Genomic DNA, 24,726 nt, shown 5'->3' on the forward strand with positions numbered 1-24,726 from the left:
GGAACACCATGGCGTCCCCAGAGTCCGCGAACGAGGTTCTCGCCCGTCTTGACCAACTCGCCGCATTCAAGGAGCTGGCCCATCGGGGCCCCGACCCCGAGGCCACCGAGCGGCAGCATGCCAAGGGCAAGCTCACCGCGCGGGAGCGCATCGAACTCCTGCTGGACAAGGGCAGCTTCACGGAGGTCGAGCAGCTGCGCCGGCACCGGGCGGTCGGTTTCGGCCTGGAGGCCAGGAAGCCGTACACCGACGGGGTCGTCACCGGTTGGGGCACGGTGGAGGGCCGCACGGTCTTCGTGTACGCGCACGACTTCCGGATCTTCGGCGGCGCGCTCGGCGAGGCGCATGCCGCCAAGATCCACAAGGTGATGGACATGGCCATCGCGGCCGGTGCGCCGCTGGTGTCGCTGAACGACGGCGCGGGAGCCCGGATCCAGGAGGGCGTCTCGGCGCTGGCCGGCTACGGCGGCATCTTCCAGCGCAACACCCGGGCCTCCGGGGTGATCCCCCAGATCAGCGTGATGCTCGGCCCGTGTGCGGGCGGCGCCGCCTACAGCCCGGCGCTGACGGACTTCGTGTTCATGGTCCGGGAGACCTCACAGATGTTCATCACCGGCCCGGACGTGGTGAAGGCCGTGACGGGCGAGGCGATCACCCAGGACGGACTCGGCGGCGCCGATGTGCACGCCGGGACGTCGGGCGTCGCGCACTTCGTGTACGACGACGAGGAGACCTGCCTCGCCGAGGTCCGCTATCTGTTGTCGCTGCTGCCGCAGAACAACCGGGAGATGCCGCCGCGTGCCGTGTGCGCCGACACGGTGGACCGCACCGGCGACACGCTGCTCGACCTGGTCCCGGCGGACGGCGGCCGCGCCTACGACGTCCGCGGAGTGATCGAGGAGATCGTCGACGACGGCGAGTACATGGAGGTGCACGCGACCTGGGCGCCGAACCTCGTGTGCGCGCTGGCCCGGATCGACGGTCATGTGGTGGGCGTCGTCGCCAACCAGCCGGCCTCACTGGCGGGCGTGCTGGACATCAGGGCGAGCGAGAAGGGGGCGAGGTTCGTCCAGTTCTGCGACTCCTTCAACATCCCGCTGATCACCCTCGTGGACGTGCCGGGCTTCCTGCCGGGCGTGGACCAGGAGCACGACGGCATCATCCGGCGTGGCGCGAAACTGCTGTACGCGTACTGCAATGCCACGGTGCCGCGGATCTCGGTGGTGCTGCGCAAGGCGTACGGCGGTGCGTACATCGTGATGGACTCCCGTTCCATCGGCGCGGACATCGCGCTGGCCTGGCCCGGCAACGAGATCGCCGTGATGGGGGCCGAAGGCGCGGCCAACGTGGTGTTCCGCCGCGAGATAGCCGCCGCCGACGACCCCGAGGCCATGCGCCGGCAGAAGATCGACGAGTACCGCGACGAGCTGGTGCACCCGTACTACGCGGCGGAGCGCGGACTCGTCGACGATGTCATCGACCCCCGCGAGACCCGCTCGGTGCTGTGCCGTGCGGTCGCCATGCTCTCCGCCAAGGACGCCGACCTGCCGCGCCGCAAGCACGGCAACCCGCCCCAGTAGAAGGTGATCGCGATGACCGAGTCCCCGCTCTCCCTGGTCTTCCAGCCCTCCCAGCTCTCCCAGCTCTTCCGCGTGGATCGGGGCAACCCCGGCCCCGAGGAGCTGGCCGCGCTCACGGCAGCGCTCGTCGTCCGGCGCGCCAGGGAGGCCGCGTCGGACGCGCCTTCCGCACGGCGGCGCGATGCGGCGGGCTGGCGGCGACCGGAACGAGCCTCCATGTTCGAGGGCCCGCGTTCGTGGCGGCGGTCCACCAGGCCCGGGAACGGGTGACTGTCCGGATTCCGGACACTCGATGCGCAGGGGCCGGGCGTGTCGGGCCTGATCGCGGGCCGCAGTTGACACCTGGTGCGCGCTACCCGTGTACTGTGGAACCGGAGGAGGATTCCGGTTCCGTTCTCACCCCCTAGGAGTTGCTCCCATGCCTGCCTCGGACTCCACGCTCGAACAGAGCGCACCGTTAAACACCTCGCAGACCCGTGAGGCCCGTAAGCCCGGGATCATCCTGGCGTTCATCGGCGTCGCGCAGTTCATGGTCTTCCTCGACGTGTCGATCGTGAACGTCGCACTGCCGTCCATCCAGGACAACCTCAAGATGCCCGAGGTGAATCTGGAATACATCATCACCGCCTACGGCACCGTGCTCGGCGGATTCCTGCTGCTCGGCGGGCGGTTGGCCGACAGGTTCGGACGCCGCCGGATGCTGCAGAGCGGACTCGTCGTGTTCGCCCTGACGTCACTGGTGGCAGGGCTGGCCCAGAACGGCACGATGCTGATCAGTGCGCGCGCCGTGCAGGGCCTCGGCTCGGCGCTCATCGCCCCGGCCGCCCTGTCCATCCTGACCAACACCTTCGCCGAGGGCCCCGCGCGCAACAAGGCGCTGGGCATCTGGGGTGCGCTGACCGGCCTGGCCTCGGTCGCCGGCGTCATCCTGGGCGGCCTGCTCACGCAGGGGCCGGGCTGGCGCTGGATCTTCTTCATCAACGTGCCCATCGGTCTCGTCGCCGCGCTGATCGCTCCGACGATCGTGCGGGAGGGCCGGGGCAAGGACCGAGCCCCCTTCGACACCGCCGGCGCCGTGGCACTCACGGCCTCGTTGCTGCTGCTGATCTTCACCCTCGGCGAGGCCGTCTACGTCGGCTGGACCACCTTCCGCACGATCGGCAGCCTGGTCGGCGTGGTCGCGCTGTTCGTGGCCTTCCTGGTGATCGAGTCGCGGGCCGCCTCGCCGCTGATCCCGCTCAGCATCTTCCGGCTGAGGGCCCTGCGGACCGCGAACGTCGCCACGGTGCTGCTCTTCGGCACCACGGTGACCCTGTTCTTCTTCGCCAGCCTCTTCATGCAGCAGGTCTACGGCTACTCGCCGACCCGCGCCGGCCTGGCCTACGTGCCCCTCGCCGTCGTCGTGTCGGTCGGCGCCGGCCTCGCCTCGAACCTGGTCACCAAGGTCGCGGCCAAGCCGGTGCTCCTGGTCGGTCTCGCGCTCACCTCCGTGGGGCTGTTCCTGCTCTGGCGCGCACCCGCGTTCGGCAGCTACGCCACCGACCTGCTGCCCGCCTTCCTGATCGTCGGACTCGGGCTCGGCATGTCCTTCGTGACGCTGCAGATCACGGCGTTCGTCGGTGTCGGAAAGGAGGAGTCGGGCCTGGCCGCCGGACTCATCAACACCAGCCAGGAAGCCGGCGGCGCGCTCGGTGTGGCCATCGCGGCGACCATCGCGTTCAGCAAGATCGCCCCGCTGAAGGCTGCCGCACACGGTGACCCGGTCCTGCTGAGGTACGGCCGCGCCGAGGTCTTCCACCAGGCCTTCCTGGTGGGCATCTTCTTCAGCGTCGGTGCGCTGCTCCTCGCGGTGGCGCTGCTGCCCTGGGCGCGGCCCTCCGAGCGTCCCGACGCCCCGCCTGTCGGCTAGAGAGAGGAACGACACGATGTCGCTGTCCGAAGGACGCACGAGCGCACCGGCGTTGACACGATCGGTCGAGGCCTTCCTGGCCGAGCCCGGCCTCGCGACGCTGACGACCTTCCGGCCCGACGGCTCTCCCCATGTGGTGGTCGTCCGGTTCACCTGGGACCCGGAGTCGGGCCTTGCCCGGGTCATGACGGTCGGCTCCTCGCGCAAGGCCCGGAACCTGATCGCCCGTCCGGGCAGCCGCGCCGCGCTGTGCCAGATGGAGGGCTTTCAGTGGGTCACCCTCGAAGGAACCGCCGTGGCCTCCGACGATCCCCGGCGCGTGACCGAGGGTGCGCGGCGCTACGCCCAGCGCTACCACCAGACCCCGCCCAACCCGCCGGGCCGGGTGGTCCTCGAGATCGCGGTCGACCGGGTGATGTCGCTCAACTGCTGACTCACCGCCCGGGCGCGGTGGTGCCGGGAGTCCGGAAAACGCCGGGACGGGGGGAATCCCCTGTCCCGGCACCATCGCGCAGGGGGCGCCGCGTGGTCAGCCGGCGGAGACCGGCGGCCGGCCGGTCGCCCAGATCAGGCGGAACGACAACCTGGTGAGCCGCCAGCCGTCCGGCGTGCGGCGGGCTTCGCCGTCCACCGAGGTACCGGTCGCGAACGGCACCCGGAATGCCTCGTCCGACGGGTCGGCGGCCGGCAGGTGGACATGGGTCGAGATGAGGTTGGCCCGCAGCGAGGCCCGGTCGGCACCGTGGAGAACGACGACGGCGGGCGAATTGAGGTGCTGCGTCCGCTCGAATGCCGCCAGAGCGGCACGGTGGTACTCGGCGAGACCGTCGATTCCCTCATGACGGCTGATCGGGAATTCGATGCACGTGTCCCGGGTGAACAGGCTGCGCGCCCATTCCTCGTCGAGTTCGTCATGGTCAAGACCGATCAGATAGCGATCGAGGAGCGCGCCGACTTCAGCGGCCGCGGCAGCTCCTTCCGTGAACCGGTGTACAGGGGCGCCTGATTGACTTGTCTGGCTCGTGGTCATATCCGAGTTCTACTGAGCGCGCCGAGGCAGGCCAACCCCGCCTGTAGCAGATTTGACGTAGCTGTCACAGCTTTGTATCCGCGGCTATTTACGCCGCGAGACGGTCGAAGCACACTGGAGAAACCCCAGCCGGAAGAGGGAAGATGGAAAACTTCAATGCGGACGTGATCATCGTAGGCGGCGGCCCCACGGGGCTTATGCTGGCAGGAGAACTGGGGCTCAACGGGGTTTCGTCGATTGTCCTGGAGCGGCTCACGGAGCCCATTCAGCAGTCGCGTGCCCTCGGCTTCTCGGCGCGCACCATCGAGGAATTCGACCAGCGCGGACTGCTTTCGCGGCTCGGCGATGTGCAGGTCATTCCCGTCGGTCATTTCGGTGGGGTCCCCCTCGACTACCGCGTGGTCGAGGGAGGTTCGTACGGGGCGCGCGGAATTCCCCAGTCGCGTACCGAGGCCATGCTGGCCGGGTGGGTCGCGGAACTGGGCGGCGATGTGCGCCGCGGCCACACGGCCACCGGGCTCTCCGACGATGACCAGGGCGTCACCGTGGACTTCGACACCGCCGAGGGGCCGGGCAGGCTGCGTGCCCGCTACCTGGTGGGCTGCGACGGCGGCCGCAGCACCGTCCGGCGTCTGGCGGGCATCGACTTCCCCGGCACCGACGCGGCCATCGAACTGCGCCTCGCCGACGTGGCCGGCGCCCGACTGCGGCCACGCTTCAGCGGGGAGCGGGTGCCGGGCGGAATGGTCATGGTGCTGCCGCTCGGCCCGGACCACAACCGCATCGTCTACTACGACCGCAGCGAACCGCTGCGCGAGAGCCGGGAGCCGCTCACCTTCGAGGAGGTGGCCGACACCTTCGAACGACTGACCGGCGAGGACATCCACCAGGCCACGCCCCTGTGGGTCAGCTCGACCACCGATGCCAGCCGCCAGGCCGCCGAGTACCGGCGCGGGCGAATATTCCTGGCCGGCGACGCGGCGCACATCCATCTCCCCATCGGCGCCCAGGGGATGAGCGCGGGCGTGCAGGACGCGGTCAACCTCGGCTGGAAGCTCGCCCTCGACATCAAGGGCCAGGCCCCCGAGGGGCTGCTCGACACGTATCACAGCGAGCGGCACCCGGTCGGCGCCCGCATCCTGACCAACACCCTCGCCCAGCGCTTCCTCTACCTCGGGGGAGACGAGATCAAGCCGCTGCTCGACGTCTTCACCGAGCTGACGGCGTACGAGGACGTCCAGCGCCACCTCGTCGGCATGGTCACCGGCCTGGACATCCGCCACGAGGTCGGTCCCGGCGACCACCCGCTGCTCGGCCGGCGTCTGGACAACCAGGAAGTGGTGCTCCAGGACCGGAAGACCACCAACTTCGAGCTGCTGCACCCCGGCCGCGGCGTGCTGTTCGACCTCGCGGACGACCCCGAGCTGCGGCGTATCGGCGCGGGCTGGGCAGACCGGGTGGACACGGTCACCGCCGACCGCCACAACTGCGACATCCCGCTGGACGGCTTCCTGGTCCGCCCCGACGGATACGTCGCCTGGGTCTCCCCTTCGGGCTCGCACGAGCAGGGGCTCACCGACGCCCTCACCCGCTGGTTCGGCCGGGCCGTCTGAGAACCGACTCGATTCCTGCCGGCTCCTACCGAGAGTTCCCCCTCGCCAGTTCCCTCCCGGAAGTTCCCTCCCGAAACGGAAGAGTAGCCAATGCCCAACATTGCCACCGAAGACCGTCACCTGACCGTTCTCAACCTGTTCACCACGGACGCGGCCGAGAAGCAGACGAGCCTGCTCGGGGCGATGCGGGAGATCGTCGACGCCGCGGCCTACCCCGGCTGGATCTCCAGCACCGTGCACAGCGGCCAGGACAGGTTCGGCACCGCCAACTTCATCCAGTGGCGCAGCGGCGAGGACCTGGAGAAGCGCTACGCGGGGGACGAGTTCCAGCACCGCACGTGGCCGCTCTTCTCCGAGATCACCACGTCGATCCGGCTGCTGCAGACCGAGATCGTCTTCGCCCAGCGGCACCCCTCGCTGGGCGGTGTCACGGAGATATCGCCCGAGCGTGACGACTACACGGTCATCGAGGTCTTCCTGGTGGCGGACGAGAACCAGGCCGACCTGGTCGACGCCCTGGGCCAGGACCAGGAGTGGCTGCTCGACGTGGAGGGCTACCGCTCCCACAGCGTGCTGCGCGGCCTCAAGGCACGCGGAGTCGAGGGGGCCTTCGTGGTCGCCTACTCGCAGTGGAACGACAAGGAGTCGTACGACGCGTTCCGCGCGACCCCGGCCGCCGACCAGCCGGCCGCCCGGCAGAAGGCGCAGGCCCGGGTCGACTCCCTCGCGACCTCCAGCGACTGGAACTCCTACCGCGTGGTCCACACGCGGGCCGCGGGACAGTAACGGCGCGCCGGACGGCGGGACTTCCCGCTCGGCCCGGCGGACGGACATACGCACACAGGGAAAGACCGGACCCCGACAAGGCACCTCTTGTCGGGGTCCGGCCGTGTGTCAGGACGAACGCAGTCCGTCGAGCACGATGTCGATGTAGCGTCGCCAGTCGCCGGTGCGACGATGCACGATCGCGGTGAGGCCGCAGGTGATCGCCAGGATGTCGGCGCCCGCGAGGTCCGGCCGCATGGCGCCGGCCGCCTGGCCCTTGCCGACGAGATCCACGAGTTCGGCCTCGAGGTCGGCCCGCATCTCGCTCGGCGGCCCTTCGGAGCCGAGGGTGCCCTCGACGACGCTGGCGAACCCGCGGTCCCGGGCCTCCACTTCACCGATGTGAGTCAGCAACAGGTGCAGCGCCTCGAGCGGCGCGTCCTCGGCCGTCTCACGGCAGGCGCTGCGGTAGTACTCCACGATCTCGCCGAACCGCTGTTGCGCGGCGGCCTCGATCATGGCTTCCTTCGTGGGGAAGTGGCGGTAGAGCGTGCCGATGCCGACACCGGCGCGGTGGGCCACCTCGTCCATCGAGACGCTCTCCCCTCCTTCGGCGAAGAGGGCCCGTGCGGCGGCCAACACCTTGGCGCGGTTGCGCTCGGCATCCGCGCGGCGCGGCCGGGGACTGTCGTCGGGCTTGGACGGCGAGGTTGAAGCGGAGCTAGGCATACGGAATCTCCTTCCACTTAAACCATACGTGGTAGGGCGCGGTCCGAGCGGTCCCGGGTCGAGGGCGCCGGCGGGCGGGACCCGTCGTCAGGGCCTCCGACGTGATCGGGGGAGTGATCGGTGTATTCGAATTCAACTTCTTCGGACACTGGTGATATGAATCACAGATCGAATATGACACTCGGGGCCGGCGAGTGTGGATCTTCGTGAAATGTCAGATCGCCCCGCGGTGAGGTGTGTCAGTTTTTCGAAAAGTCCCTCAAGGGAGGGCAAAGTTCCCGACGGAAAGTGTCAGCAAGGTCCCGGTGTTACGAAACCGCAACAACCTCTTCATCCCGGTGCTCCACGGATCTTCGAGCGATGCCTGTAGGTTCCTTATCGAGATCTGGTTCGACTCGCAAAATGGGCTAACTGGACGGGGGAGAAGTGAATCAGGGTTCGCTGGGAATACTTGCAGAGCCTCACATGCTCGAAGGGAGTACGCCGGAGGCGGCGCGAAGGGTGGCCGGAATGCCCGACTGCTGGCGCATTCTTGTCGTGGACGACGATTCTGCCGATGCGGAGTCCCTGCTGTGCCGCCTGCGACGGCACGGCCATCAGGTGATCAGTACGGCCAAGGGCGGTGCCGCCCTGCAGGCGCATGACGATGTCGATCTGGTCCTGCTCGACCTCGAACTCCCCGATCTGGACGGCTTAGAGGTCTGCCGGGCCATCCGCGCGGTCAGCAGTGTCCCGATCATCGTCGTCACCGCCCGGGAGTCCGAACTCGACTGTGTGCTGGGCCTTCAGGCCGGCGCGGACGACTACGTGGTCAAGCCCTACGGCTTCCGTGAACTGATGGCCCGCATCGAGGCCGTCATGCGTCGTACGCGGTCCTCCCAGTGGCCCACGGCCAGGGAGATCGTGCACGGCGGGCTCCGGATCGACCTGGACTCCCGCGAGGTCAGCCTGGACGGCCGCAGGATAGAAACCACCCGCAAGGAATTCGACCTGCTGCATCTTCTCGCTTCCCATGCGGGAGCCGTTGTGCCGCGCAAGCGAATTCTGCAGCAGGTGTGGGGAGATTCATGGTCCCGCCGCACCATCGATACACATGTCAGCAGCTTGCGCGGAAAACTCGGCGGGAGTGGCTGGATCATCACCGTACGCGGGGTCGGATTCAAACTCGGGGACGGCTGAATTCTTGCTTCCCCGCATATGAGGACAGGAAAACGAACGGCAGGAAAGGGAACGAGGATCAATCGTGAGCCATCCAGTCATCCTGACCGACGCGCTCGTCGACGAGCCTGTCACCCTGATCAACGCCTTCACCGTGCCGGTGGGCGAGTCCGAGCGGTTCCTGCACCGGTGGAAGGACAATGCCCGGATCATGGCCGCACAGCCGGGGTACATCCGGGCCCGGATGTACCGCTCCCTGGTCGACGACGTGGAGCTGCGCTTCGTCAACGTGGCCGAATGGGAGACCGGGAAGGCCCTGGACGCGGCGCGCGCCAACCCCGAGTGGCGCGCCTCGATGCGGCGGGTGATCGACGACCCCGACCTGCACATCACTCCGCGGCCGGTCGTCTACCAGGTCGCCTTCGACGTGCAGCCCGGCGACCCGTTGTGACCCACCGCCCGTGATCACCCGCGGTTATGCTCACTTCATGCCGGAGGCCGGCAGCAAGGGGCGCGGCACCATCGACGGACCACTGGGGGTGGCGGGGAGACCGGCAGGCTGGTCTCCCCGCCACCCCCAGCACTGTCGAACGGCGACACCCGCCCGTCCGCCCCGAAGTAGCAGTCCGTGGAATACAAGGCTGAAGAGATGGGTGGCCTGAAGAAGTGTTGGAAGAGGTCGTAGCGACCCGCTATGTCACCCCCTTGCGTGAGGGCGGCTCGCTCCCCGGGATCGTCGAGGCCGACGACCTCGGCACGTACGTCATGAAATTCACCGGCGCCGGCCAGGGTCGCAAGACCCTGGTCGCCGAGGTCATCTGCGGGCAGCTCGCCCGCAGGCTCGGGCTGCGGGTGCCGGAGCTCGTCACCATCCAGCTCGACCCGGTCATCGGGCTCTCCGAACCCGATCAGGAGGTGCAGGAGCTGCTCAAGGCGAGCGGCGGGCTCAACCTGGGCATGGACTTCCTGCCCGGCTCGCTGGGCTTCGACCCGCTCGCGTACGAGGTCGACCCCCGCGAGGCCGGCCGGGTCGTCTGGTTCGACGCGGTGATCAACAACGTCGACCGGTCCTGGCGCAACCCGAACATGCTCGTCTGGCACGGCGACCTGTGGCTCATCGACCACGGCGCCACCATGATCTGGCACCACAACTGGCCGGGCGCCCAGGCCTCCGCCGCGAAGCCGTACGACGCCTCGGACCATGCGCTGGCCCCCTTCGCGCCGGACGTCGCCGCCGCGGCCGCCGAGCTCGCCCCGCTCGTCACCCGCGAGCTCCTGGAGGAGGTCGCCGCCGACGTCCCCGACGAGTGGCTCGTCGACGAGCCCGGCTTCGACAGCACCGACGAGGTGCGCGCCGCCTACGTCGCGGCGCTGCTGCCGCGCGCCGCCACCATCCACGAGCGGATCACGCTCGGACCGCGCACCGAGAGCAGGCCGCAGCAGCCGCCCGGCTGGCTCGCCGAGCGCCTCGCGCCCCGGACGCACTCCATCGAGAAGGACAGCACGACGTGACCGACCGCGATGTCTTCGAGTACGCGCTGCTGCGCGTCGTGCCGCGGGTGGAGCGTGGCGAGTGCTTCAACGCGGGCGTGGTCGTCTACTGCCGCGCCCGGTCCTTCGTGGCCGCCCGTACCCATCTGGACGAGGCCAGGCTGACGGTGCTCGACCCGGCGGCCGACGTGACCGGCGTACGGGCCGCGCTGCGTGCCGTCGAGGGGGTCTGCCTGGGCGGCGACGCGGCGGGTCAGGCCGCGCGCGACGACGCGGGGCGCCGCTTCCGCTGGCTGATCGCGCCGCGCTCCACGGTCGTGCAGCCGGGGCCCGTCCACACGGGTCTGACGACCGACCCCGAGGCCGAGGTGGAACGGTTGCTCGACCTCCTCGTGCGGTAAGTGACCGTGGAGTGACCTGGTGCACCCGGTGGGCCGTTGACACCGGGTGCCAGTGCTTCTAGCGTCTCGTCTGCGGACGATACTAAGCGGTCGCTCATGTGCGGGACGCAGGAGCGGCCACCGGTCCGACCGCGACCAGGGACGATCCAAGGGCGAGGAGAACCAAGCATGTCCACCACCGAGCAGCGCGTAGCCGTCGTCACGGGTGCCGCACGGGGCATCGGCGCGGCCACCGCGCTCCGCCTGGCGGCCGAGGGCCGCGCCGTCGCCGTACTCGACCTCGACGAGGCGGCCTGCAAGGACACCGTCGAGAAGATCACCGCCGCGGGCGGCACCGCTCTCGCCGTCGGCTGCGACGTCTCGGACAGCGCTCAGGTGGAGGCCGCCGTCGCGCGGGTCGCCGCCGAGCTCGGCGCGCCGACGATCCTCGTCAACAACGCGGGCGTGCTCCGCGACAACCTGCTCTTCAAGATGTCCGAGGCCGACTGGGACCTCGTCATGAACGTCCACCTCAAGGGCGCCTTCCTGATGGCGAAGGCCGTCCAGAAGCACATGGTGGACGCCGGCTTCGGCCGGATCGTCTCCCTCTCCTCCTCCTCGGCGCTCGGCAACCGCGGCCAGGCCAACTACTCGGCCGTCAAGGCGGGTCTGCAGGGCTTCACCAAGACCCTGGCCAAGGAGCTCGGCAAGTTCGGCATCACCGCCAACGCCGTCGCCCCGGGCTTCATCGTCACCGAGATGACCGCGCAGACCGCCGAGCGCGTCGGCATGGGCTTCGAGGACTTCCAGGCGGCCGCCGCCTCCATGATCCCGGTGCAGCGGGTCGGCCGTCCCGAGGACGTCGCCAACGCGATCGCCTTCTTCACCGGCGACGACGCCGGCTTCGTCTCCGGCCAGGTCATGTACGTGGCCGGCGGCCCGCTCAACTGACGACCCGCAGCGAGAGGAGGAGGCGCGCATGAGCACGCAGGAACGGCCGGAGCTGTCCGGCAAGGTCGCCCTCGTCACCGGCGCCAGCCGGGGCATCGGCTACGGCGTCGCCGAGGCCCTGGTCGCCCGCGGCGACCGGGTCGTCATCACCGGGCGCGGCGAGGAGGCCCTCAAGGAGGCCGTCGAGCGGCTCGGGGCCGACCGGGTCATCGGAGTCCCCGGCAAGGCGCACGACGAGGTCCACCAGGCCGCCGCGGTCGAGGCGGCGATGGACGGTTTCGGCCGTCTGGACTTCCTGGTCAACAACGCCGGCACCAACCCCGTCTTCGGGCCCATCGCGGACCTGGACCTCGGGGTGGCCCGCAAGGTCTTCGAGACGAACGTGATCTCCGCGCTCGGCTTCGCCCAGCGCAGCTGGCACGCCTGGCAGAAGGAGAACGGCGGGGCGATCGTGAACATCGCCTCGATCGCCGGCGTCTCCGCCTCGCCTTTCATCGGCGCATACGGAATGAGCAAGGCGGCGATGATCAATCTGACCCTTCAGCTGGCGCACGAATACGCGCCGCTTGTGCGGGTCAACGCGATCGCCCCGGCCGTCGTGAAGACGAAATTCGCGCAGGCGCTCTACGAGGGCCGTGAGGCGGAGGCGGCCGCCGCCTATCCGCTCGGCCGGCTCGGCGTGCCCGAGGACATCGGCGGCGCGGCCGCCTTCCTGACCTCGTCGCAGTCGGAGTGGATCACCGGTCAGACGCTCGTGGTCGACGGCGGCATTTTCCTGAACGCCGGAGTCGGGTGACCGATAATCGGACACTTTCCGGATTTCCTGTCCGGATTGGGCCCGGTTATACGTCGAATGCCTCAAGTGCCCCGTCGGGCTCGAAGATTGACCTGGCGGGGTGCTGCGGTATCGTCGGCCGACCCCTGGCTGAACGAGGAGCGTGCACGTGTTCAACCGGACCAGTCTGCAGGCCGCTGCAGCCCTTGTGTCCATATCCCTGGTAACCGGATGCGGTGTCTTCTCGGACAGCGAATCCGCCGGGGATCAGAGAATCGTCGTCGGCACGACGAGTTCTCCCACCACGCTTGATCCGGCCGCTGCCTGGGACAATTCCTGGGAGCTCTTCCGGAATGTCTTCCAGACCCTGGTCGCTTTCCCGACGGGCAGCACCACCCCGCAGTCGGACGCCGCCGACTGCAAGTTCACGGACACCTCCAGCCGGGTCTTCGAGTGCAAGCTGGTGGAGGGCCTCACGTTCTCCAACGGGCACAAGCTGGACGCCAACGCCGTGCAGTACTCGATCGAGCGCATCCGCACGATCGACCACAAGGGCGGCCCCAACGGGATGCTCGGCTCCCTCGACAAGATCGAGACCGTCGGCGACCGCACCGTCGTCTTCCGGCTCAACAAGTCGGACGCCACCTTCCCGTTCGTCCTCGCCACCCCCGCGATGTCGCTGGTCGACCCCGCCGAGTACCCGGCCGACCAGCTCCGCAAGGACGGCAAGATCATGGGCTCGGGACCGTACGTCCTCGACTCGTACACCGAGCGCGAGGCGGCGGAGCTGACGAAGAACCCCACCTACAAGGGCTTCGCCGACCGCAAGAACGGCGGCGTCACGATCAAGTACTTCGACGACTCCGACGCCATGGTCGCCGCCCTCCGGAAGAACGAGATCGACGCGACCTACCGGGGCCTCACCGCCGAGGAGGTCGTCGCCCTCCAGGAGGACAAGCCCGAGAACAAGGGCCTCCAGCTCGTCGAGTCGACCGGCGCCGACATCCGCTACCTGGTCTTCAACACCCAGGACGAGTCCGTCGCCAAGCTCCCCGTCCGCAAGGCGATCGCCCAGCTCGTCAACCGCGACGAACTGGTCAACAAGGTCTACCAGGGCACCGCCGAGCCCCTGTACTCGATGGTGCCCAAGGGCATCGCCGCCCACACCACGAAGTTCTTCGACCGCTTCGGCTCGCCCAGCGTGGAGAAGGCGAAGAAGATCCTCCGCAAGGCCGGCATCACCGAGCCCGTCCCGCTGGACTTCTGGTACACCACCGACCGGTACGGCTCCTCGACGGCCGCCGAGTTCGCCGAGATCAAGCGGCAGCTGGAGGAGTCCGGCCTCTTCAAGGTCACCCTGCACGGCAAGCCGTGGAAGGAGTTCCAGGCGGGCTACCAGAAGGGCGAGTACCCGGTCTTCGGCCGCGGCTGGTTCCCCGACTTCCCGGACCCGGACAACTTCGTCGCCCCCTTCCTGGGCAAGGAGAACGTCCTCGGCACGCCCTACGAGAGCCCCCGGATCACCAACGAGCTCCTTCCGAAGTCCCGCCGCGAGAGCGACCGCGGGACCGTCACGGACGAGTTCGTGGAGGCCCAGGAGATCATGGTCCAGGACGTCCGGCTGCTGCCCCTGTGGCAGGGCAAGCTGTACATCGCGGCCGGCGAGGACATCGGCGGCGGCGAGCGGGCCCTCGACCCGCAGACGGTCATGCAGATGTGGGAGCTGAGCCGCCGGGCCAGCTGGTAGGAGACCTGCGGGGGCCACTGTCAGTGGCCCCCGATAGGTTTTCGGACGGAGAAACAGGAACGTCCACCGGAGGTTGTTGACCGTGACCGACACCAGCATGCTGCCCGAGTCCTGGCGGGGTGTCCTCGGCGAGGAGCTGCAGAAGCCCTACTTCGCCCAGCTCACCGAGTTCGTCGAGGAGGAGCGCGCCAGGGGACCGGTCTTCCCTCCGAAGGACGAGGTCTTCGCCGCCCTCGACGCCACCCCGTACGACAAGGTGAAGGTCCTGATCCTCGGTCAGGACCCGTACCACGGCGAGGGGCAGGGCCACGGCCTCTGCTTCTCCGTCCGCCCCGGCGTGAAGACCCCGCCCTCCCTGCGGAACATCTACAAGGAGATGCAGGCGGAGCTCGGCCACCCCATCCCGGACAACGGCTATCTGATGCCCTGGGCCGAGCAGGGCGTCCTCCTGCTCAACGCCGTGCTCACGGTCCGCTCCGGCGAGGCGAACTCGCACAAGAACAAGGGCTGGGAGAAGTTCACGGACGCGGTGATCACCGCCGTCGCCTCCCGCCCCGACCCCGCCGTCTTCGTCCTGTGGGGCAACTACGCGCAGAAGAAGCTCCCGCTCATCGACGAGGAGCGGCACGTCGTGGTGAAGGGCGCGCACCCCTCGCCGCTGTCGGCGAAGAAGTTCTTCGGATCGCACCCCTTCACCCAGATCGACGCGGCCGTCGCCGCCCAGGGACACGAGCCGATCGACTGGCGCATCCCCGACCTCGGCTGAGCCTCGGCCCGATCCGGGCCCGCTGCGGCTAGCGTCGTCACTCCCAGTGGGAGAGCGGGTGGAGGTCGCGGTGACCGAGCAGCAGCAGGTGTCGGACGACGGGGTCATGACCAGGATCGGGCAGGCCATGATGCTGCTCCACGGTGGTGACCGCGAGGAGGCCCGGAACCGCTTCGGGCTGCTGTGGCAGCAGATCGGCCCGGACGGCGACCCGCTGCACCGCTGCACCCTCGCGCACTACATGGCCGACGCCCAGGATGATCCCGACACCGAGCTGGCCTGGGACCTGCGGGCGCTGAGCGCGGCCGAGGGGCTGGCCGAGGAGCGGCTCGCCGAGCACGATTCGGCGGTCGCGCTCCGGGCGCTGTATCCCTCGCTCCATCTGAACCTGGCCGCCGACTACGTCAAGCTCCAGCGGCTCGACGCCGCGCGGGTCCATCTCGACCGGGCCCGCGCGGCCTCGAACCACCTCGACGACGACGGCTACGGGAACGGGGTACGGGCCGCGATCGAGCGCCTGGAGCTGCGGCTCGGGGGCGCGTGAAGGGGCGCGTGAACGGGCCCGCGAAGGCGCCCTCGAAGGGGCGCGTGACGGTTCCGGGGCCGCCGGCGGGGGCTCACCGGCCGTACGCGCCGTGGCAGATCCTCGCCTGATCGCTGCCGGGGTCCCAGCCCCCGTACCGCCGGCCCAGGTCGCAGACGTCGTCCCGGGAGACCGGCGGGTTCTTCGTCAGCCCCCTGAGGTCCGGCAGTCCGGGAAGGTCCGGCCGGGCCGACGGGTGCGGACGCTCGCGCCGCTTCGGTACGGAGTCGGGGTGCGGGGCCTCCGGCCGGGGCGGCGTCGCCGTCCGACGGTGCTGCCCCGCCGGAGGCGTCGCGCGGGGCGCGGCGGACGGCGATGGAGCGGGGAGCGCCGCTTCGAGGGCCTCGCGGGCCGGGCCCTCGACGATCTGCGGGGCCACGTCCTGGGCGGGGCGTACGGTGTCGGCCGCGGCCGCGGGCGCGGGGGTGTGGGCGGGCGCCGTCGGCGGGGCGTCCACCGAGACGCAGCCCGCGAGGGCGGCGACCGCCGCTCCGACCAGGATCTTCGCTGTGGTTCGGGTTCCATGCACCCGCGCAACTCTGCTGGTCCGTACGCGATCTTCGCGCCCCTACCGGCGGGGAATGCCCCGCACGGGTGAGGCGCGCGGGGCCCGGTCTTGACCGGCCCGGCCGGGCGGAGCGACTACGCCCGGCGGCGGGTCAGTCGCCGGTCGCGCCGTCGATCCGCTCGCGGATGAGGTCCGCGTGGCCGTTGTGGCGGGCGTACTCCTCGATCATGTGGAGGTAGATCCACCGGAGGTTGAAGGTGCGGCCGGTGCGGTGCACGCCCACGCCCAGGTCGTCGAGGTCACGGCCGGCGGCCAGGGTGCGCGCGTGCGCGATCTCGGCCTGCCAGGTGGCGTGGGCCTCCTCGTAGGTGTCCTCGTCCGTGACGTGGATGTCCCCGTTGCGGTCCTCCTCCGTCGAGTAGATCCACGGCACCTTCTCGCCGGCCAGGACCTTGCGGAACCAGCCGCGCTCGACCTCGGCCATGTGCCGGACCAGACCGAGGAGGTTGAGGTCCGAGGGCGGGGCGGACAGGGTGCGCAGCTGGGCGTCGTCGAGCCCCTCGCACTTCATCGCGAGGGTCGCGCGATGGAAGTCGAGCCACTGCTCCAGCGCTTCGCGCTCGCCCGTGGTGGTGGCGGGGTCGACGCGCGGGACGGTTTCGGTGCGTTCGGTGGTCATGGGCGGCATCGTTCCCCATGATCGCGAACGGCGCCAGCAGTTTCACGCCCCGGTGTCAGCCCCGGTCGCCGAGCATCCCGCGCAGCAACTCGTCGAATCCGGTGCGCAGTTCCGCGCGGCTCGGCACGGCCGCGTGGAAGGAGCCCGCCGCGCAGGAGAACATCAGCCCCTCGCTCCAGGCGATCAGGGAGAGCGCGTGCCGTTCGGGCTCCGGCGAGCCGGCCGCCGTCATCATCGCGATCAGCGGGGTGTGGAAGGTCGCGCCGGCCGAGTCGAAGAAGCTCCGGAGCTCGGGGCGGCGGGTGGCCTCCAGGGCCAGCTCGTAGCGGGAGACGAGCAGCGAGCGGTGGTCGGTGAGATAGCGGTGCAGCGCGAGGGCGAGCGCGTCGACGAGCGCCTCGCCGCCGCTCCCGGGGCCCGGCAGCTCGTGCGGGGTGAGGACCTCGGCCTCTCGCTGGACCTGGCGCCGTACGGCCGTCTCCAGGAGGGCCTGGCGGGTGCGGGCGTGGTTGGACGTGGAGCCCTGCGGCAGCCCCGCGCGCTCGTCCACGGCGCGGTGGGTCAGGCCCCGCATCCCCCGCTCGACCAGGAGGGCGAGGGCGGCGTCGCCGATCCGCTCGGCGCGGGAGACGGGGGACTCCGGGGCCGGGGGGCCGGCGGTGGCTGAGGTCATGGGGGACAACCTACTACCGGCGCGACTACAGCTGTAGTACGGTCACGGTGTCGGTCTCACTACACCTGTAGTGCCCCTCACCCCGCCCGTACCGAGCCGAGGAGCAGCCATGGAACAGCACCGCGCCGTCGTCGTCGGAGCCGGCATCGGCGGCCTCACCGCCGCCGTCGCCCTGCACCGGCGCGGCTGGCAGGTCACCGTCCTCGAACGCGCCGCGGACCTCACCCCCGTCGGCGCCGGCATCGCCCTCGCCCCCAACGCGCAGCGCGCCCTCGACGTCATCGGCCTCGGCGACCCCGTCCGCGCCCTCTCCGCCTGGCAGGGCGACGGCGGCATGCGCACCCCCGGCGGCCGCTGGCTCGCCCGCACCGACGCCCGGGCCGCCGCCGACCGCTTCGGCGGGCCCCTCGTCCTCCTCCACCGCGCCACGCTCGTCGAGATCCTCACCTCCGCCCTCCCCGAAGGCGCCGTCCGCACCGGCGTGACCGCCACCGTCACCGATCCCGGCGACGACCACCGCCCCGCCCGCGTCACCGTCACGGACGCCGGGACCGGGGCCCGGAGCGAACTCGACGCCGAACTCGTCCTCGGCGCCGACGGCATCCACTCGGCCACCCGCAAGGCGCTCTTCCCCGACCACCCCGGCCCCCGCTACTCCGGAGCCACCAGCTGGCGCGTCGTCGTCCCCGCCCCCGAGCGGGCCTTCGCCCCGCACGAGACCTGGGGCGCCGGCCGGCTGTGGGGCAGTCAGCCCCTCAAGGACGGCCGGGTCTACGCGTACGCCATGGCTGCGGCTCCGGCGGGCGCCCACGCACCCGACGACGAGAAGGCCGAACTGCTCCGGCTCTTCGGGGACTGGCACCACCCCGTCCCCGAGATCCTCGCCGGCGTCACCCCTGACCGGATCCTGCGGCACGACGTCCACCACCTGCCCGACCCGCTGCCCGCCTTCCACGGCGGCAGGGTGGCCCTCCTCGGCGACGCCGCCCACGCGATGATGCCGAGCCTGGGCCAGGGCGGGAACCAGGCCGTCGAGGACGCCGTCGTCCTCGCCCACCACGCCGGCGCCGCCTCCGGCTTCCAGCCGAGCCGGGCGCTCGCCGCGTACACCGCCGACCGGTTGCCGCGCACCACCGGCATCGTCCGCAAGGCCGCCCGCACCGGCGCGCTCACCCTGCTCTCCGCCCGCCCCGCCGTCGCCCTGCGCAACGCGGCCGTCAGCGCCGTCTCCCTGTTCGGGCCCGGCCTCGCGCTGCGCGGCTTCGACGGCATCTGCGACTGGCACCCGCCCGTCGGCGCCGTCCCTTCGGCCGGGGGCGTGATCCCTCCCGCGTAAGCTGACCGGCGCGAACGGCCCTTACGGCCGAGGGCCGGTGAACGACGACAAGGGAGACCCCGTGAAGGTTGGCTGCATCGGACTCGGCGACATCGCGCAGAAGGCCTACCTTCCCGTCCTCGGCACCCTCCCCGGGGTCGAACTGCACCTCCAGACCCGCACCCCGGCCACCCTGGAGCGGGTGGCCGACAGCTTCCACCTGCCCGCCGAACAGCGCCACGGCGACCTCGACTCGCTGCTCTCCGCCGGGCTCGACGCGGCCTTCGTGCACGCCTCCACCGCCGCCCACGCCGAGATCGCGGGCGTGCTCGTCGAAGCCGGTGTCCCCACGTACGTCGACAAGCCCCTCGCGTACGAGTACGCCGACTCCGAGCGGATCGTGGAGCTCGCCGAGAAGCACTCGGTCAGCCTCGCCGTCGGCTTCAACCGGCGCCTCGCACCCAGCTACGCCCAGTGCCTCGACCATCCGCGCGACCTGATCCTCCTCCAGAAGAACCGCCTCGGCCTGCCCGAGGACCCCCGCACCCTCGTCCTCGACGACTTCATCCACGTCGTCGACACGCTGCGCTTCCTGCTGCCCGGCGAGGTCGAGCACATCGACGTGCGGGCCCGGATCCGCGAGGGGCTCATGCACCACGTGGTGCTCCAGCTCTCCGGCGACGGCTTCACCGCCATCGGCATGATGAACCGGATGAACGGCTCCACCGAGGAGATCCTGGAGGTCTCGGGGCAGGACACCAAGCGCCAGGTCCTCAACCTCGCCGAGGTCGTCGACCACAAGGGACAGCCGACCGTGCGCCGGCGCGGCGACTGGGTGCCCGTGGCCCGGCAGCGCGGCATCGAGCAGGCGGTTCACGCCTTCCTCGACTCCGTACGGGAGGGCCGGGTGCTCAGCGCCCGCGACGCGCTCCGGACCCACGAGCTGTGCGAGCGCGTCGTCCGCGAGGCGCTGGCCCAGGCGTCCTGAACGCGCCCGCGCCCTCGGCGGCGCACACCACGCCCACCACCGCGAGCGCGCCGTACAACGGCCAGTCGCCCCACCGCACATAGGCCGTCGTCGTCCCCGAGAGCGGCAGCTCGCGCACGACGGCGGCGCTCGCGTCCGTGCCGAGGACCGGCCCGATCCGGCGTCCGTCGGGACCGTACGCGGCACTGATCCCGGTGAGCGTCGCGTGGACGACCGGACGGCCCGTCTCCGCCGCCCGCAGAGCCGCGAGCGAGGCGTGCTGGGCGGGTGCCCAGCTGTCCTGGAAGGTGCTGGTCGACGACTGCACGACCAGCAGGCCGGCCCCGTCACGGGCCAGCCGGCGGCTCATGTCGGGGAAGGCGGACTCGAAGCAGACCAGCGGCCCGACCCGCAGCGGGGGCGCGCCGGCCTCGCGGGCGGGCAGGGTCATCACGACCGGCTCGGAGCCACGCCGCCGGTCCTCCGTCGCGGCGCGGCCGGCGGACGTCACCCAGCCCAGGAGCGGGCGCGCGGGGATGTACTCGCCGAAGGGGACGAGCCGCATCTTGTCGTAGCGGTCGCCCGTGAGCCCCGCTGGGCCGACCAGGACCGCGCTCTTGTAGATGCCGGGACGATCGGCGCCCCGCGCGTCCACGTTCACCAGAAGCGGCGCGCCCACCGCCCGCGACAGCGCGGCGAGCCGGGCCGTGAGCACCGGGTCACCCGTCGGATCGGCACCCACCCCGCTCTCGCCCCACACGACGAGGTCGACCCGCTGCCCGGCGAGTGAGCGGGTCAGCGACTCGGCCCGCGCCAGGCGCAGTTCGGGCCCCTCGGGGCCGTCGAACACCCCCGGCTGTACGAGGCCGACCCGTACCGTCCCGCTCTCCCGGGGGACCGGCACCCCCCAGGCCGCGGTCCCCATGGCCAGGGCGCAGGCGGCGAGCCCCGCCACCCCGAGCAGGCGCAGCCCAGGTGCCGCCACCAGCAGGACCACGGCCGTGTTCACCGCCACCACCAGGAGACTCACCAGCCAGACCCCGCCGACCGAGGCGAGCCGCAGCGCCGCCGTGACCTGCCACTGGCTCGCCCCGAGGAGCCCCCACGGTCCGCCGAGCCCTTCCCAGGAACGGGCCATCTCGATCAGCAGCCAGCCCGAGGGCACCGCGCACAGGGCTGCGGCCGCCCGCAGCGGCGACGGGGTGCCGCCGAGCAGCGCCCTGACGAGCCACCCCCAGGGCAGCCACAGGAGGCCGAGCAGCGCGGCGACCGGGAGCAGGAACACATGCAGGCTCGGCAGCAGCCAGTGGTGCAGGGCCAGCATGAACCCGAGGCCGCCGAACCAGCCGTCGAGACCGGCACGGCGGGCCCCCGGCGCCGTACGGATCAGCAGCAGCCACGGCACGAGCGCCAGATAGGCCCACCACCAGAGCCCGGGAGCCGGGAACGCGAGCGCGGGCAGGGCGCCGCACCCGACGGCGAGCAGGGAACGCGCGGCCCCGCGCCCGGGGCGTCGGACTCCGGGGACGTCCGCGCGGTCCGTGCCCCGACGGTCGGTCCGATCGCGAGCGCCGTCACGGCCGAGGCCCTCGGCCCGGTCGTCGCCCCGGTCGTCTTCGAGGGCCGCGGCCTCGCTCCGGTCGCCGCTCCGGCCCGGGCCCCGGGCCCGGGCACCGTGGCGGCTCACGAACGGACCACGCATGACGTGCCTCCCGTCGATGCTTCCAGTGTCCGCGCCCCGGACGCCCTCGGGGCCGTATGTCCTCGGGTCCGGACGCCATTGGGCCCGGACGCCCTTGGCTTCGGACCCCCTCGGGCCCGGATCCCCTCGGGCTCGGACGCCCTCGGGCTCGGACGCCCTTGGCCTCGGACGCCCTTGGCCTCGGACGCCTCGGGTCCGGACGCCCTTGGCCCCGGACGCCCTCGGGGGCCATGCCCTCGGGTCCGTGGGCCCGGCGGTCCGGGCGCCCCGGCGCCCCAGCGCCCCGGCGTCCGGGTGTCAGCTGTGGCGGCGCCAGCGTTCGTCGACGACGACCGAGGTAAGCCGCCAGCCGTCGGCGGTGCGGCGCGCAGCGAAGGCGTACCGCCCGCCGCAGACGAACTCCTCGCCGGAGGCGAACCGCATCGGGTTGACGTAATCGGCACCGACCTCCGCCCGGTCCCCGGTCTCCGGGTAGCCGCCCGGATCCCGGAACCGCACCCGCCGGTTCACGATGAGGTGCTGGCGTACGGGAAAGAGGGGCAGGGTCGCGGCGAGCCAGTCCGCGACCTCCGCCGCCGGCCCCTCGATCCCGCCCGAGCCGCGGTAGTCGGCCCTGCCGTCCGGGGCGAACAGATCCCGGTAGGCGCTCCAGTCGCCCTCGTCGACGGCCGCCGCGTAGCCGGTGATCAGGTCGTCGAGGGCGAATCGGTCCATCACGGTCGCGAGGTCCACGCGCTGCGTCATCGGCTCAGTGTCGGGCAGCGGAGGCCAGGGGCCAAGGGGTCGGAAGGACGCCGGTCATACTGGCCGGATGCGCGTGAACATCGATCCCGAACTGACCGACCGCACCTCCTTCTACCGGCTGCTGACCGCCACCGTCGTGCCCAGGCCGATCGCCTGGGTGTCCACGGCCTCGGCCGACGGGACGGACAACCTCGCCCCGCACTCCTTCTTCACCATCTCCTCGGTCGCGCCGCCGGTCGTGCAGTTCACCTCGGTCGGACGCAAGGACACGCTGCGCAACGTGGAGGAGACCGGGGAGTTCGTGGTGAACCTCGCCCCCGAGGGGCTCTTCGAGCGGATCAACGCCACGGCCACGGACTTCCCGCGCGGGGTCAGCGAGTTCGACGCGTGCGGCATCGAGCGGGAGCCGAGCCTGCGGGTGAAGCCGCCGCGGGTCGCCCAGTCGCCGGTGGCGCTGGAGTGCGAGCTGCACAGCACGCTGCGGATCGGCGACTCGACGGTCGTCTTCGGCCGGGTCGTGCACGCGGCGGTCGACGATTCGGTCATGGTCGACGGCCACCCCGAGATGACCCTGATGCGCCCGCTGACCCGGCTCGGCAAGAACGAGTGGGGCACCCTGGGCGGGATCCAGGAGATCGCCAGGGTGCCCCACCGGGGCTGACGCGCAGCGGGGGCCGGGACACACCCGGCCCGGGCTCGTGCGGACGCACCCTTCCGCGCATCGTTTCTGCGTCGTTCGGGCCTCGTATGGTGGATGGCATGTCCGATACGGATCACGGGATCACGACCGGTGCCGTGGCACGGCGTCTGGGCGTCTCTCCCACCACGGTGCGGTCCTGGGACCAGCGGTACGGCATCGGCCCGGCCGTCCGCGCGGACGGCCGGCACAGGCGGTGGACCCCGGCGGACATCGCGATGCTCGACGAGATGTGCCGTCTCACGGCCTCGGGCGTCCCGCCCGCCGAGGCCGCGAGGGCCGCCCGGCGGGCGCGGACCCCGGTGGAGCCGGCCGTTCCCGATGCCACCCCCGACGCCGCGACGGCCCGCGCAGCTCAAGCCCGGTCCGACGGCCCTCCGGTCACGCCGGGGGCCGCGGGCGCGTCCCCCGGGAGGACCCGTCGAGCCGGACCCGGCAGCGGCCTGCCGCTCGGCGACGTACGGCAGGAAGCCCGCGGGCTCGCCCGCGCCGCCGTGCGCCTCGACGGCCCCGCCATGGAAGGGCTGCTCCAGGAGGCGCTGGCCGAGCACGGCCTGGTCACCGCGTGGCAGGAGATCATGGTCCCGACGCTGCACGCCGTGGGCCGCAAGTGGGAGTCGTCCGACGACCGCTACGTGGAGGTGGAGCACCTGCTCTCCTGGCACATCTCCACCGCGCTGAGGCGGGCCGCCGTGACCGGCCCGACGACGGCTTCCCGGGCCGCTCCGGTCGTGCTGGCGTGCGTCCCCGGGGAGCAGCACACGCTGCCCCTGGAGGCACTCGCGGCGGGGCTGACCGAGCGGGGTCTGCCGACCAGGATGTTCGGCGCGGCGGTGCCCGCGGAGGCCCTCGACGCGGCGGTGCGACGTTCGGGACCGACTGCCGTCGCCCTCTGGTCCCAGGCGAGGTCCACCGCGAACCACGCCCTGGCCCGGCACCTCGCGGGGACGGCGTTCGGCGTACGGGGAGCACGCAGGGCCCCCGTGGTCCTGCTCGCGGGACCCGGCTGGCTCGGCCGGACCCCGGCTCCCGGCATCGTGCGTCCCACCGGGCTGCCCGAGGCGATCGGCGTGATCTCCCGGTTGTACGGGGAACCGGCCCTGAGCGCGGGGGAGTGACGCCGCCGCCCCAAGGGCGGGGGCGGGTCGCCCCCAACGCCGGCCGGGGCGTCGCCGGGATCGCTCCGCGTCCGTCGGCCGGCGGGGCGGCCGGGGGACGAAGCCGCCGGTGCGCGCCCGGTGGGCCGCGTAACCGGGACGGTGGGCCGTGTGGGCCTCCAGGAGCCGCTTGCCGCCGGTCGGGTCCGGTCATCCGCCGGTCGCCGCGAGGTCGAGACTGTGGCGCATCCGCAGGAGGCCGCGACGGGCGTGGCTCTTGACCGTGCCGAGCGGCATGCCGGTGCGGTCGGCGATCTGCGTCTGGGTCAGGTCGGCGAAGTAGGCGAGCTCCAGGACGTCGCGCTGGACGCGCGGCAGCCTGGCCAGTTCCTCGGTGACGACGAGTCGGTCGATGATCCGCTCGGGGCCTTCGTGGGAGCCGCCGGTGTGCTCCAGGGCGGCGCCGAGGGCCGCGGTGAGCTCGCTGCGCCGGGTGCGGGCGGTCAGGGCGTCGGCGATCTTCCGGCGGGTGATGCCGGTGAGCCACGCCGGCAGGGTGCCCCGGTCGGGGCGGAAGTTCGCGCGGCCCCGCCAGGCGGCGACGAACACCTGCTGGGTGACGTCCTCCGCCTCGCGGTGGTCGCCCAGGGCGCGGGCCGCGAGCGTGTGCACGAGCCGTCCCCAGCGGTGGTACGCCGCGTCCAGGCAGCGCTCGTCACCCTGGACCAGCCCCCGGGCGATCCGGTCGTCGTCGACCGCCGTGTCGCGGGGGGCGCCGTGGGCGTGCGGCTCCCTGGGGGTGGCGAGGTGTCCGTTCCTCCGGTGCGCGGTCATGACGGTTCCTCCTCCGGGCGGCGGCGCGGGAGA

The 24,726-nt window shown here is 71.5% G+C and carries 27 protein-coding genes; 19 read left to right on the forward strand and 8 right to left on the reverse strand.

Going from position 1 to position 24,726, the window contains the following annotated elements; all coding sequences use genetic code 11:
• The first annotated feature begins 8 nt into the window (after positions 1–8).
• From AC07AW_RS26360 to AC07AW_RS26375, 4 genes are all read left to right on the forward strand, one after another.
• Positions 9–1,580 (forward strand): acyl-CoA carboxylase subunit beta, encoded by a 1,572-nt coding sequence (locus AC07AW_RS26360; protein WP_478817920.1) that lies wholly within the window; start codon positions 9–11, stop codon positions 1,578–1,580.
• A 12-nt stretch (positions 1,581–1,592) separates the two neighbouring features.
• Positions 1,593–1,850 carry an acyl-CoA carboxylase subunit epsilon gene (locus tag AC07AW_RS26365; RefSeq protein ID WP_478817921.1) on the forward strand — a complete coding sequence of 86 codons (258 nt, stop codon included), beginning with the start codon at positions 1,593–1,595 and terminating at the stop codon, positions 1,848–1,850.
• 148 nt (positions 1,851–1,998) lie between these two features.
• Entirely contained in the window at positions 1,999–3,489 is a 1,491-nt protein-coding gene (locus AC07AW_RS26370; RefSeq protein WP_478817922.1) for an MFS transporter, read from the forward strand.
• 16 nt (positions 3,490–3,505) lie between these two features.
• Positions 3,506–3,922: a pyridoxamine 5'-phosphate oxidase family protein gene (locus tag AC07AW_RS26375; protein WP_478817923.1), complete on the forward strand. Its 417-nt coding sequence runs from the start codon at positions 3,506–3,508 to the stop codon at positions 3,920–3,922.
• A 96-nt stretch (positions 3,923–4,018) separates the two neighbouring features.
• On the opposite strand, the gene AC07AW_RS26380 is transcribed toward AC07AW_RS26375, so the two are convergent.
• On the reverse strand, positions 4,019–4,519 hold the full coding sequence (locus AC07AW_RS26380) for a nuclear transport factor 2 family protein (protein WP_478817924.1): 501 nt from the start codon (positions 4,517–4,519) through the stop codon (positions 4,019–4,021).
• Between the two features lie 164 nt (positions 4,520–4,683).
• Between AC07AW_RS26380 and AC07AW_RS26385 the strand changes: the two genes are divergently transcribed.
• Positions 4,684–6,132 carry an FAD-dependent monooxygenase gene (locus tag AC07AW_RS26385; RefSeq protein ID WP_478817925.1) on the forward strand — a complete coding sequence of 483 codons (1,449 nt, stop codon included), beginning with the start codon at positions 4,684–4,686 and terminating at the stop codon, positions 6,130–6,132.
• Positions 6,133–6,222: 90 nt separating this feature from the next.
• A complete protein-coding gene (locus AC07AW_RS26390; RefSeq protein WP_478817926.1) occupies positions 6,223–6,918 on the forward strand; it encodes an antibiotic biosynthesis monooxygenase family protein in 696 nt (231 codons plus the stop codon).
• A gap of 108 nt (positions 6,919–7,026) precedes the next feature.
• Here the strand turns inward: AC07AW_RS26390 and AC07AW_RS26395 are convergent, their stop codons facing one another.
• Entirely contained in the window at positions 7,027–7,626 is a 600-nt protein-coding gene (locus tag AC07AW_RS26395) for a TetR/AcrR family transcriptional regulator (protein WP_478817927.1), read from the reverse strand.
• 510 nt (positions 7,627–8,136) lie between these two features.
• Between AC07AW_RS26395 and AC07AW_RS26400 the strand changes: the two genes are divergently transcribed.
• From AC07AW_RS26400 to AC07AW_RS26440, 9 genes are all read left to right on the forward strand, one after another.
• Entirely contained in the window at positions 8,137–8,805 is a 669-nt protein-coding gene (locus tag AC07AW_RS26400; protein WP_478817928.1) for a response regulator transcription factor, read from the forward strand.
• Positions 8,806–8,869: 64 nt separating this feature from the next.
• Entirely contained in the window at positions 8,870–9,235 is a 366-nt protein-coding gene (locus tag AC07AW_RS26405; protein ID WP_478817929.1) for an antibiotic biosynthesis monooxygenase family protein, read from the forward strand.
• Positions 9,236–9,450: 215 nt separating this feature from the next.
• A complete protein-coding gene (locus tag AC07AW_RS26410) occupies positions 9,451–10,296 on the forward strand; it encodes a HipA family kinase (RefSeq protein WP_478817930.1) in 846 nt (281 codons plus the stop codon).
• Complete coding sequence (locus tag AC07AW_RS26415; protein ID WP_478817931.1) at positions 10,293–10,676, forward strand: DUF3037 domain-containing protein; 384 nt, start codon at positions 10,293–10,295, stop codon at positions 10,674–10,676. The genes AC07AW_RS26410 and AC07AW_RS26415 overlap by 4 nt, the downstream gene beginning before the upstream one ends.
• Before the next feature lie 168 nt (positions 10,677–10,844).
• Positions 10,845–11,606 (forward strand): 3-oxoacyl-ACP reductase FabG, encoded by a 762-nt coding sequence (gene fabG, locus AC07AW_RS26420; protein WP_369142978.1) that lies wholly within the window; start codon positions 10,845–10,847, stop codon positions 11,604–11,606.
• 28 nt (positions 11,607–11,634) lie between these two features.
• On the forward strand, positions 11,635–12,402 hold the full coding sequence (locus AC07AW_RS26425) for an SDR family oxidoreductase (RefSeq protein WP_392158287.1): 768 nt from the start codon (positions 11,635–11,637) through the stop codon (positions 12,400–12,402).
• A 148-nt stretch (positions 12,403–12,550) separates the two neighbouring features.
• Positions 12,551–14,128 (forward strand): ABC transporter substrate-binding protein, encoded by a 1,578-nt coding sequence (locus AC07AW_RS26430; RefSeq protein WP_478817932.1) that lies wholly within the window; start codon positions 12,551–12,553, stop codon positions 14,126–14,128.
• A gap of 82 nt (positions 14,129–14,210) precedes the next feature.
• Positions 14,211–14,894: a uracil-DNA glycosylase gene (gene ung, locus AC07AW_RS26435; protein ID WP_478817933.1), complete on the forward strand. Its 684-nt coding sequence runs from the start codon at positions 14,211–14,213 to the stop codon at positions 14,892–14,894.
• A 70-nt stretch (positions 14,895–14,964) separates the two neighbouring features.
• Positions 14,965–15,438 (forward strand): hypothetical protein, encoded by a 474-nt coding sequence (locus AC07AW_RS26440; RefSeq protein ID WP_478817934.1) that lies wholly within the window; start codon positions 14,965–14,967, stop codon positions 15,436–15,438.
• Positions 15,439–15,511: 73 nt separating this feature from the next.
• Here AC07AW_RS26440 and AC07AW_RS26445 read toward each other — a convergent pair whose 3' ends face one another.
• The 3 genes from AC07AW_RS26445 to AC07AW_RS26455 all read right to left on the reverse strand — a co-directional run bounded on the left by AC07AW_RS26445 (position 15,512) and on the right by AC07AW_RS26455 (position 17,337).
• Complete coding sequence (locus AC07AW_RS26445; RefSeq protein ID WP_478817935.1) at positions 15,512–16,006, reverse strand: hypothetical protein; 495 nt, start codon at positions 16,004–16,006, stop codon at positions 15,512–15,514.
• 130 nt (positions 16,007–16,136) lie between these two features.
• Positions 16,137–16,664, reverse strand: coding sequence for a DinB family protein (locus AC07AW_RS26450; protein ID WP_478817936.1), 528 nt, complete (start codon positions 16,662–16,664; stop codon positions 16,137–16,139).
• A gap of 55 nt (positions 16,665–16,719) precedes the next feature.
• Entirely contained in the window at positions 16,720–17,337 is a 618-nt protein-coding gene (locus AC07AW_RS26455; protein ID WP_478817937.1) for a TetR/AcrR family transcriptional regulator, read from the reverse strand.
• 109 nt (positions 17,338–17,446) lie between these two features.
• On the opposite strand from AC07AW_RS26455, the gene AC07AW_RS26460 reads away from it, so the two are divergent.
• Together AC07AW_RS26460 and AC07AW_RS26465 are read left to right on the forward strand one after the other, a co-directional pair.
• Entirely contained in the window at positions 17,447–18,673 is a 1,227-nt protein-coding gene (locus AC07AW_RS26460) for an FAD-dependent monooxygenase (RefSeq protein WP_478817938.1), read from the forward strand.
• A 61-nt stretch (positions 18,674–18,734) separates the two neighbouring features.
• Positions 18,735–19,640: a Gfo/Idh/MocA family protein gene (locus tag AC07AW_RS26465; RefSeq protein ID WP_478817939.1), complete on the forward strand. Its 906-nt coding sequence runs from the start codon at positions 18,735–18,737 to the stop codon at positions 19,638–19,640.
• On the opposite strand, the gene lnt is transcribed toward AC07AW_RS26465, so the two are convergent.
• Together lnt and AC07AW_RS26475 are read right to left on the reverse strand one after the other, a co-directional pair.
• Positions 19,564–21,321, reverse strand: coding sequence for an apolipoprotein N-acyltransferase (gene lnt / locus AC07AW_RS26470; RefSeq protein WP_478817940.1), 1,758 nt, complete (start codon positions 21,319–21,321; stop codon positions 19,564–19,566). The genes AC07AW_RS26465 and lnt overlap by 77 nt on opposite strands.
• Before the next feature lie 297 nt (positions 21,322–21,618).
• Entirely contained in the window at positions 21,619–22,065 is a 447-nt protein-coding gene (locus AC07AW_RS26475) for a nuclear transport factor 2 family protein (protein ID WP_478817941.1), read from the reverse strand.
• A 67-nt stretch (positions 22,066–22,132) separates the two neighbouring features.
• Here AC07AW_RS26475 and AC07AW_RS26480 point away from each other — a divergent pair, with 67 nt between their 5' ends.
• Together AC07AW_RS26480 and AC07AW_RS26485 are read left to right on the forward strand one after the other, a co-directional pair.
• Positions 22,133–22,726: a flavin reductase family protein gene (locus tag AC07AW_RS26480; RefSeq protein ID WP_478817942.1), complete on the forward strand. Its 594-nt coding sequence runs from the start codon at positions 22,133–22,135 to the stop codon at positions 22,724–22,726.
• Positions 22,727–22,824: 98 nt separating this feature from the next.
• Entirely contained in the window at positions 22,825–23,880 is a 1,056-nt protein-coding gene (locus AC07AW_RS26485; RefSeq protein WP_478817943.1) for a MerR family transcriptional regulator, read from the forward strand.
• Between the two features lie 189 nt (positions 23,881–24,069).
• Here AC07AW_RS26485 and AC07AW_RS26490 read toward each other — a convergent pair whose 3' ends face one another.
• On the reverse strand, positions 24,070–24,693 hold the full coding sequence (locus AC07AW_RS26490; protein WP_478817944.1) for a sigma-70 family RNA polymerase sigma factor: 624 nt from the start codon (positions 24,691–24,693) through the stop codon (positions 24,070–24,072).
• Between the last annotated feature and the right edge of the window lie 33 nt (positions 24,694–24,726).

The sequence above is a fragment of the Streptomyces sp. NPDC044003 genome (assembly GCF_056435185.1).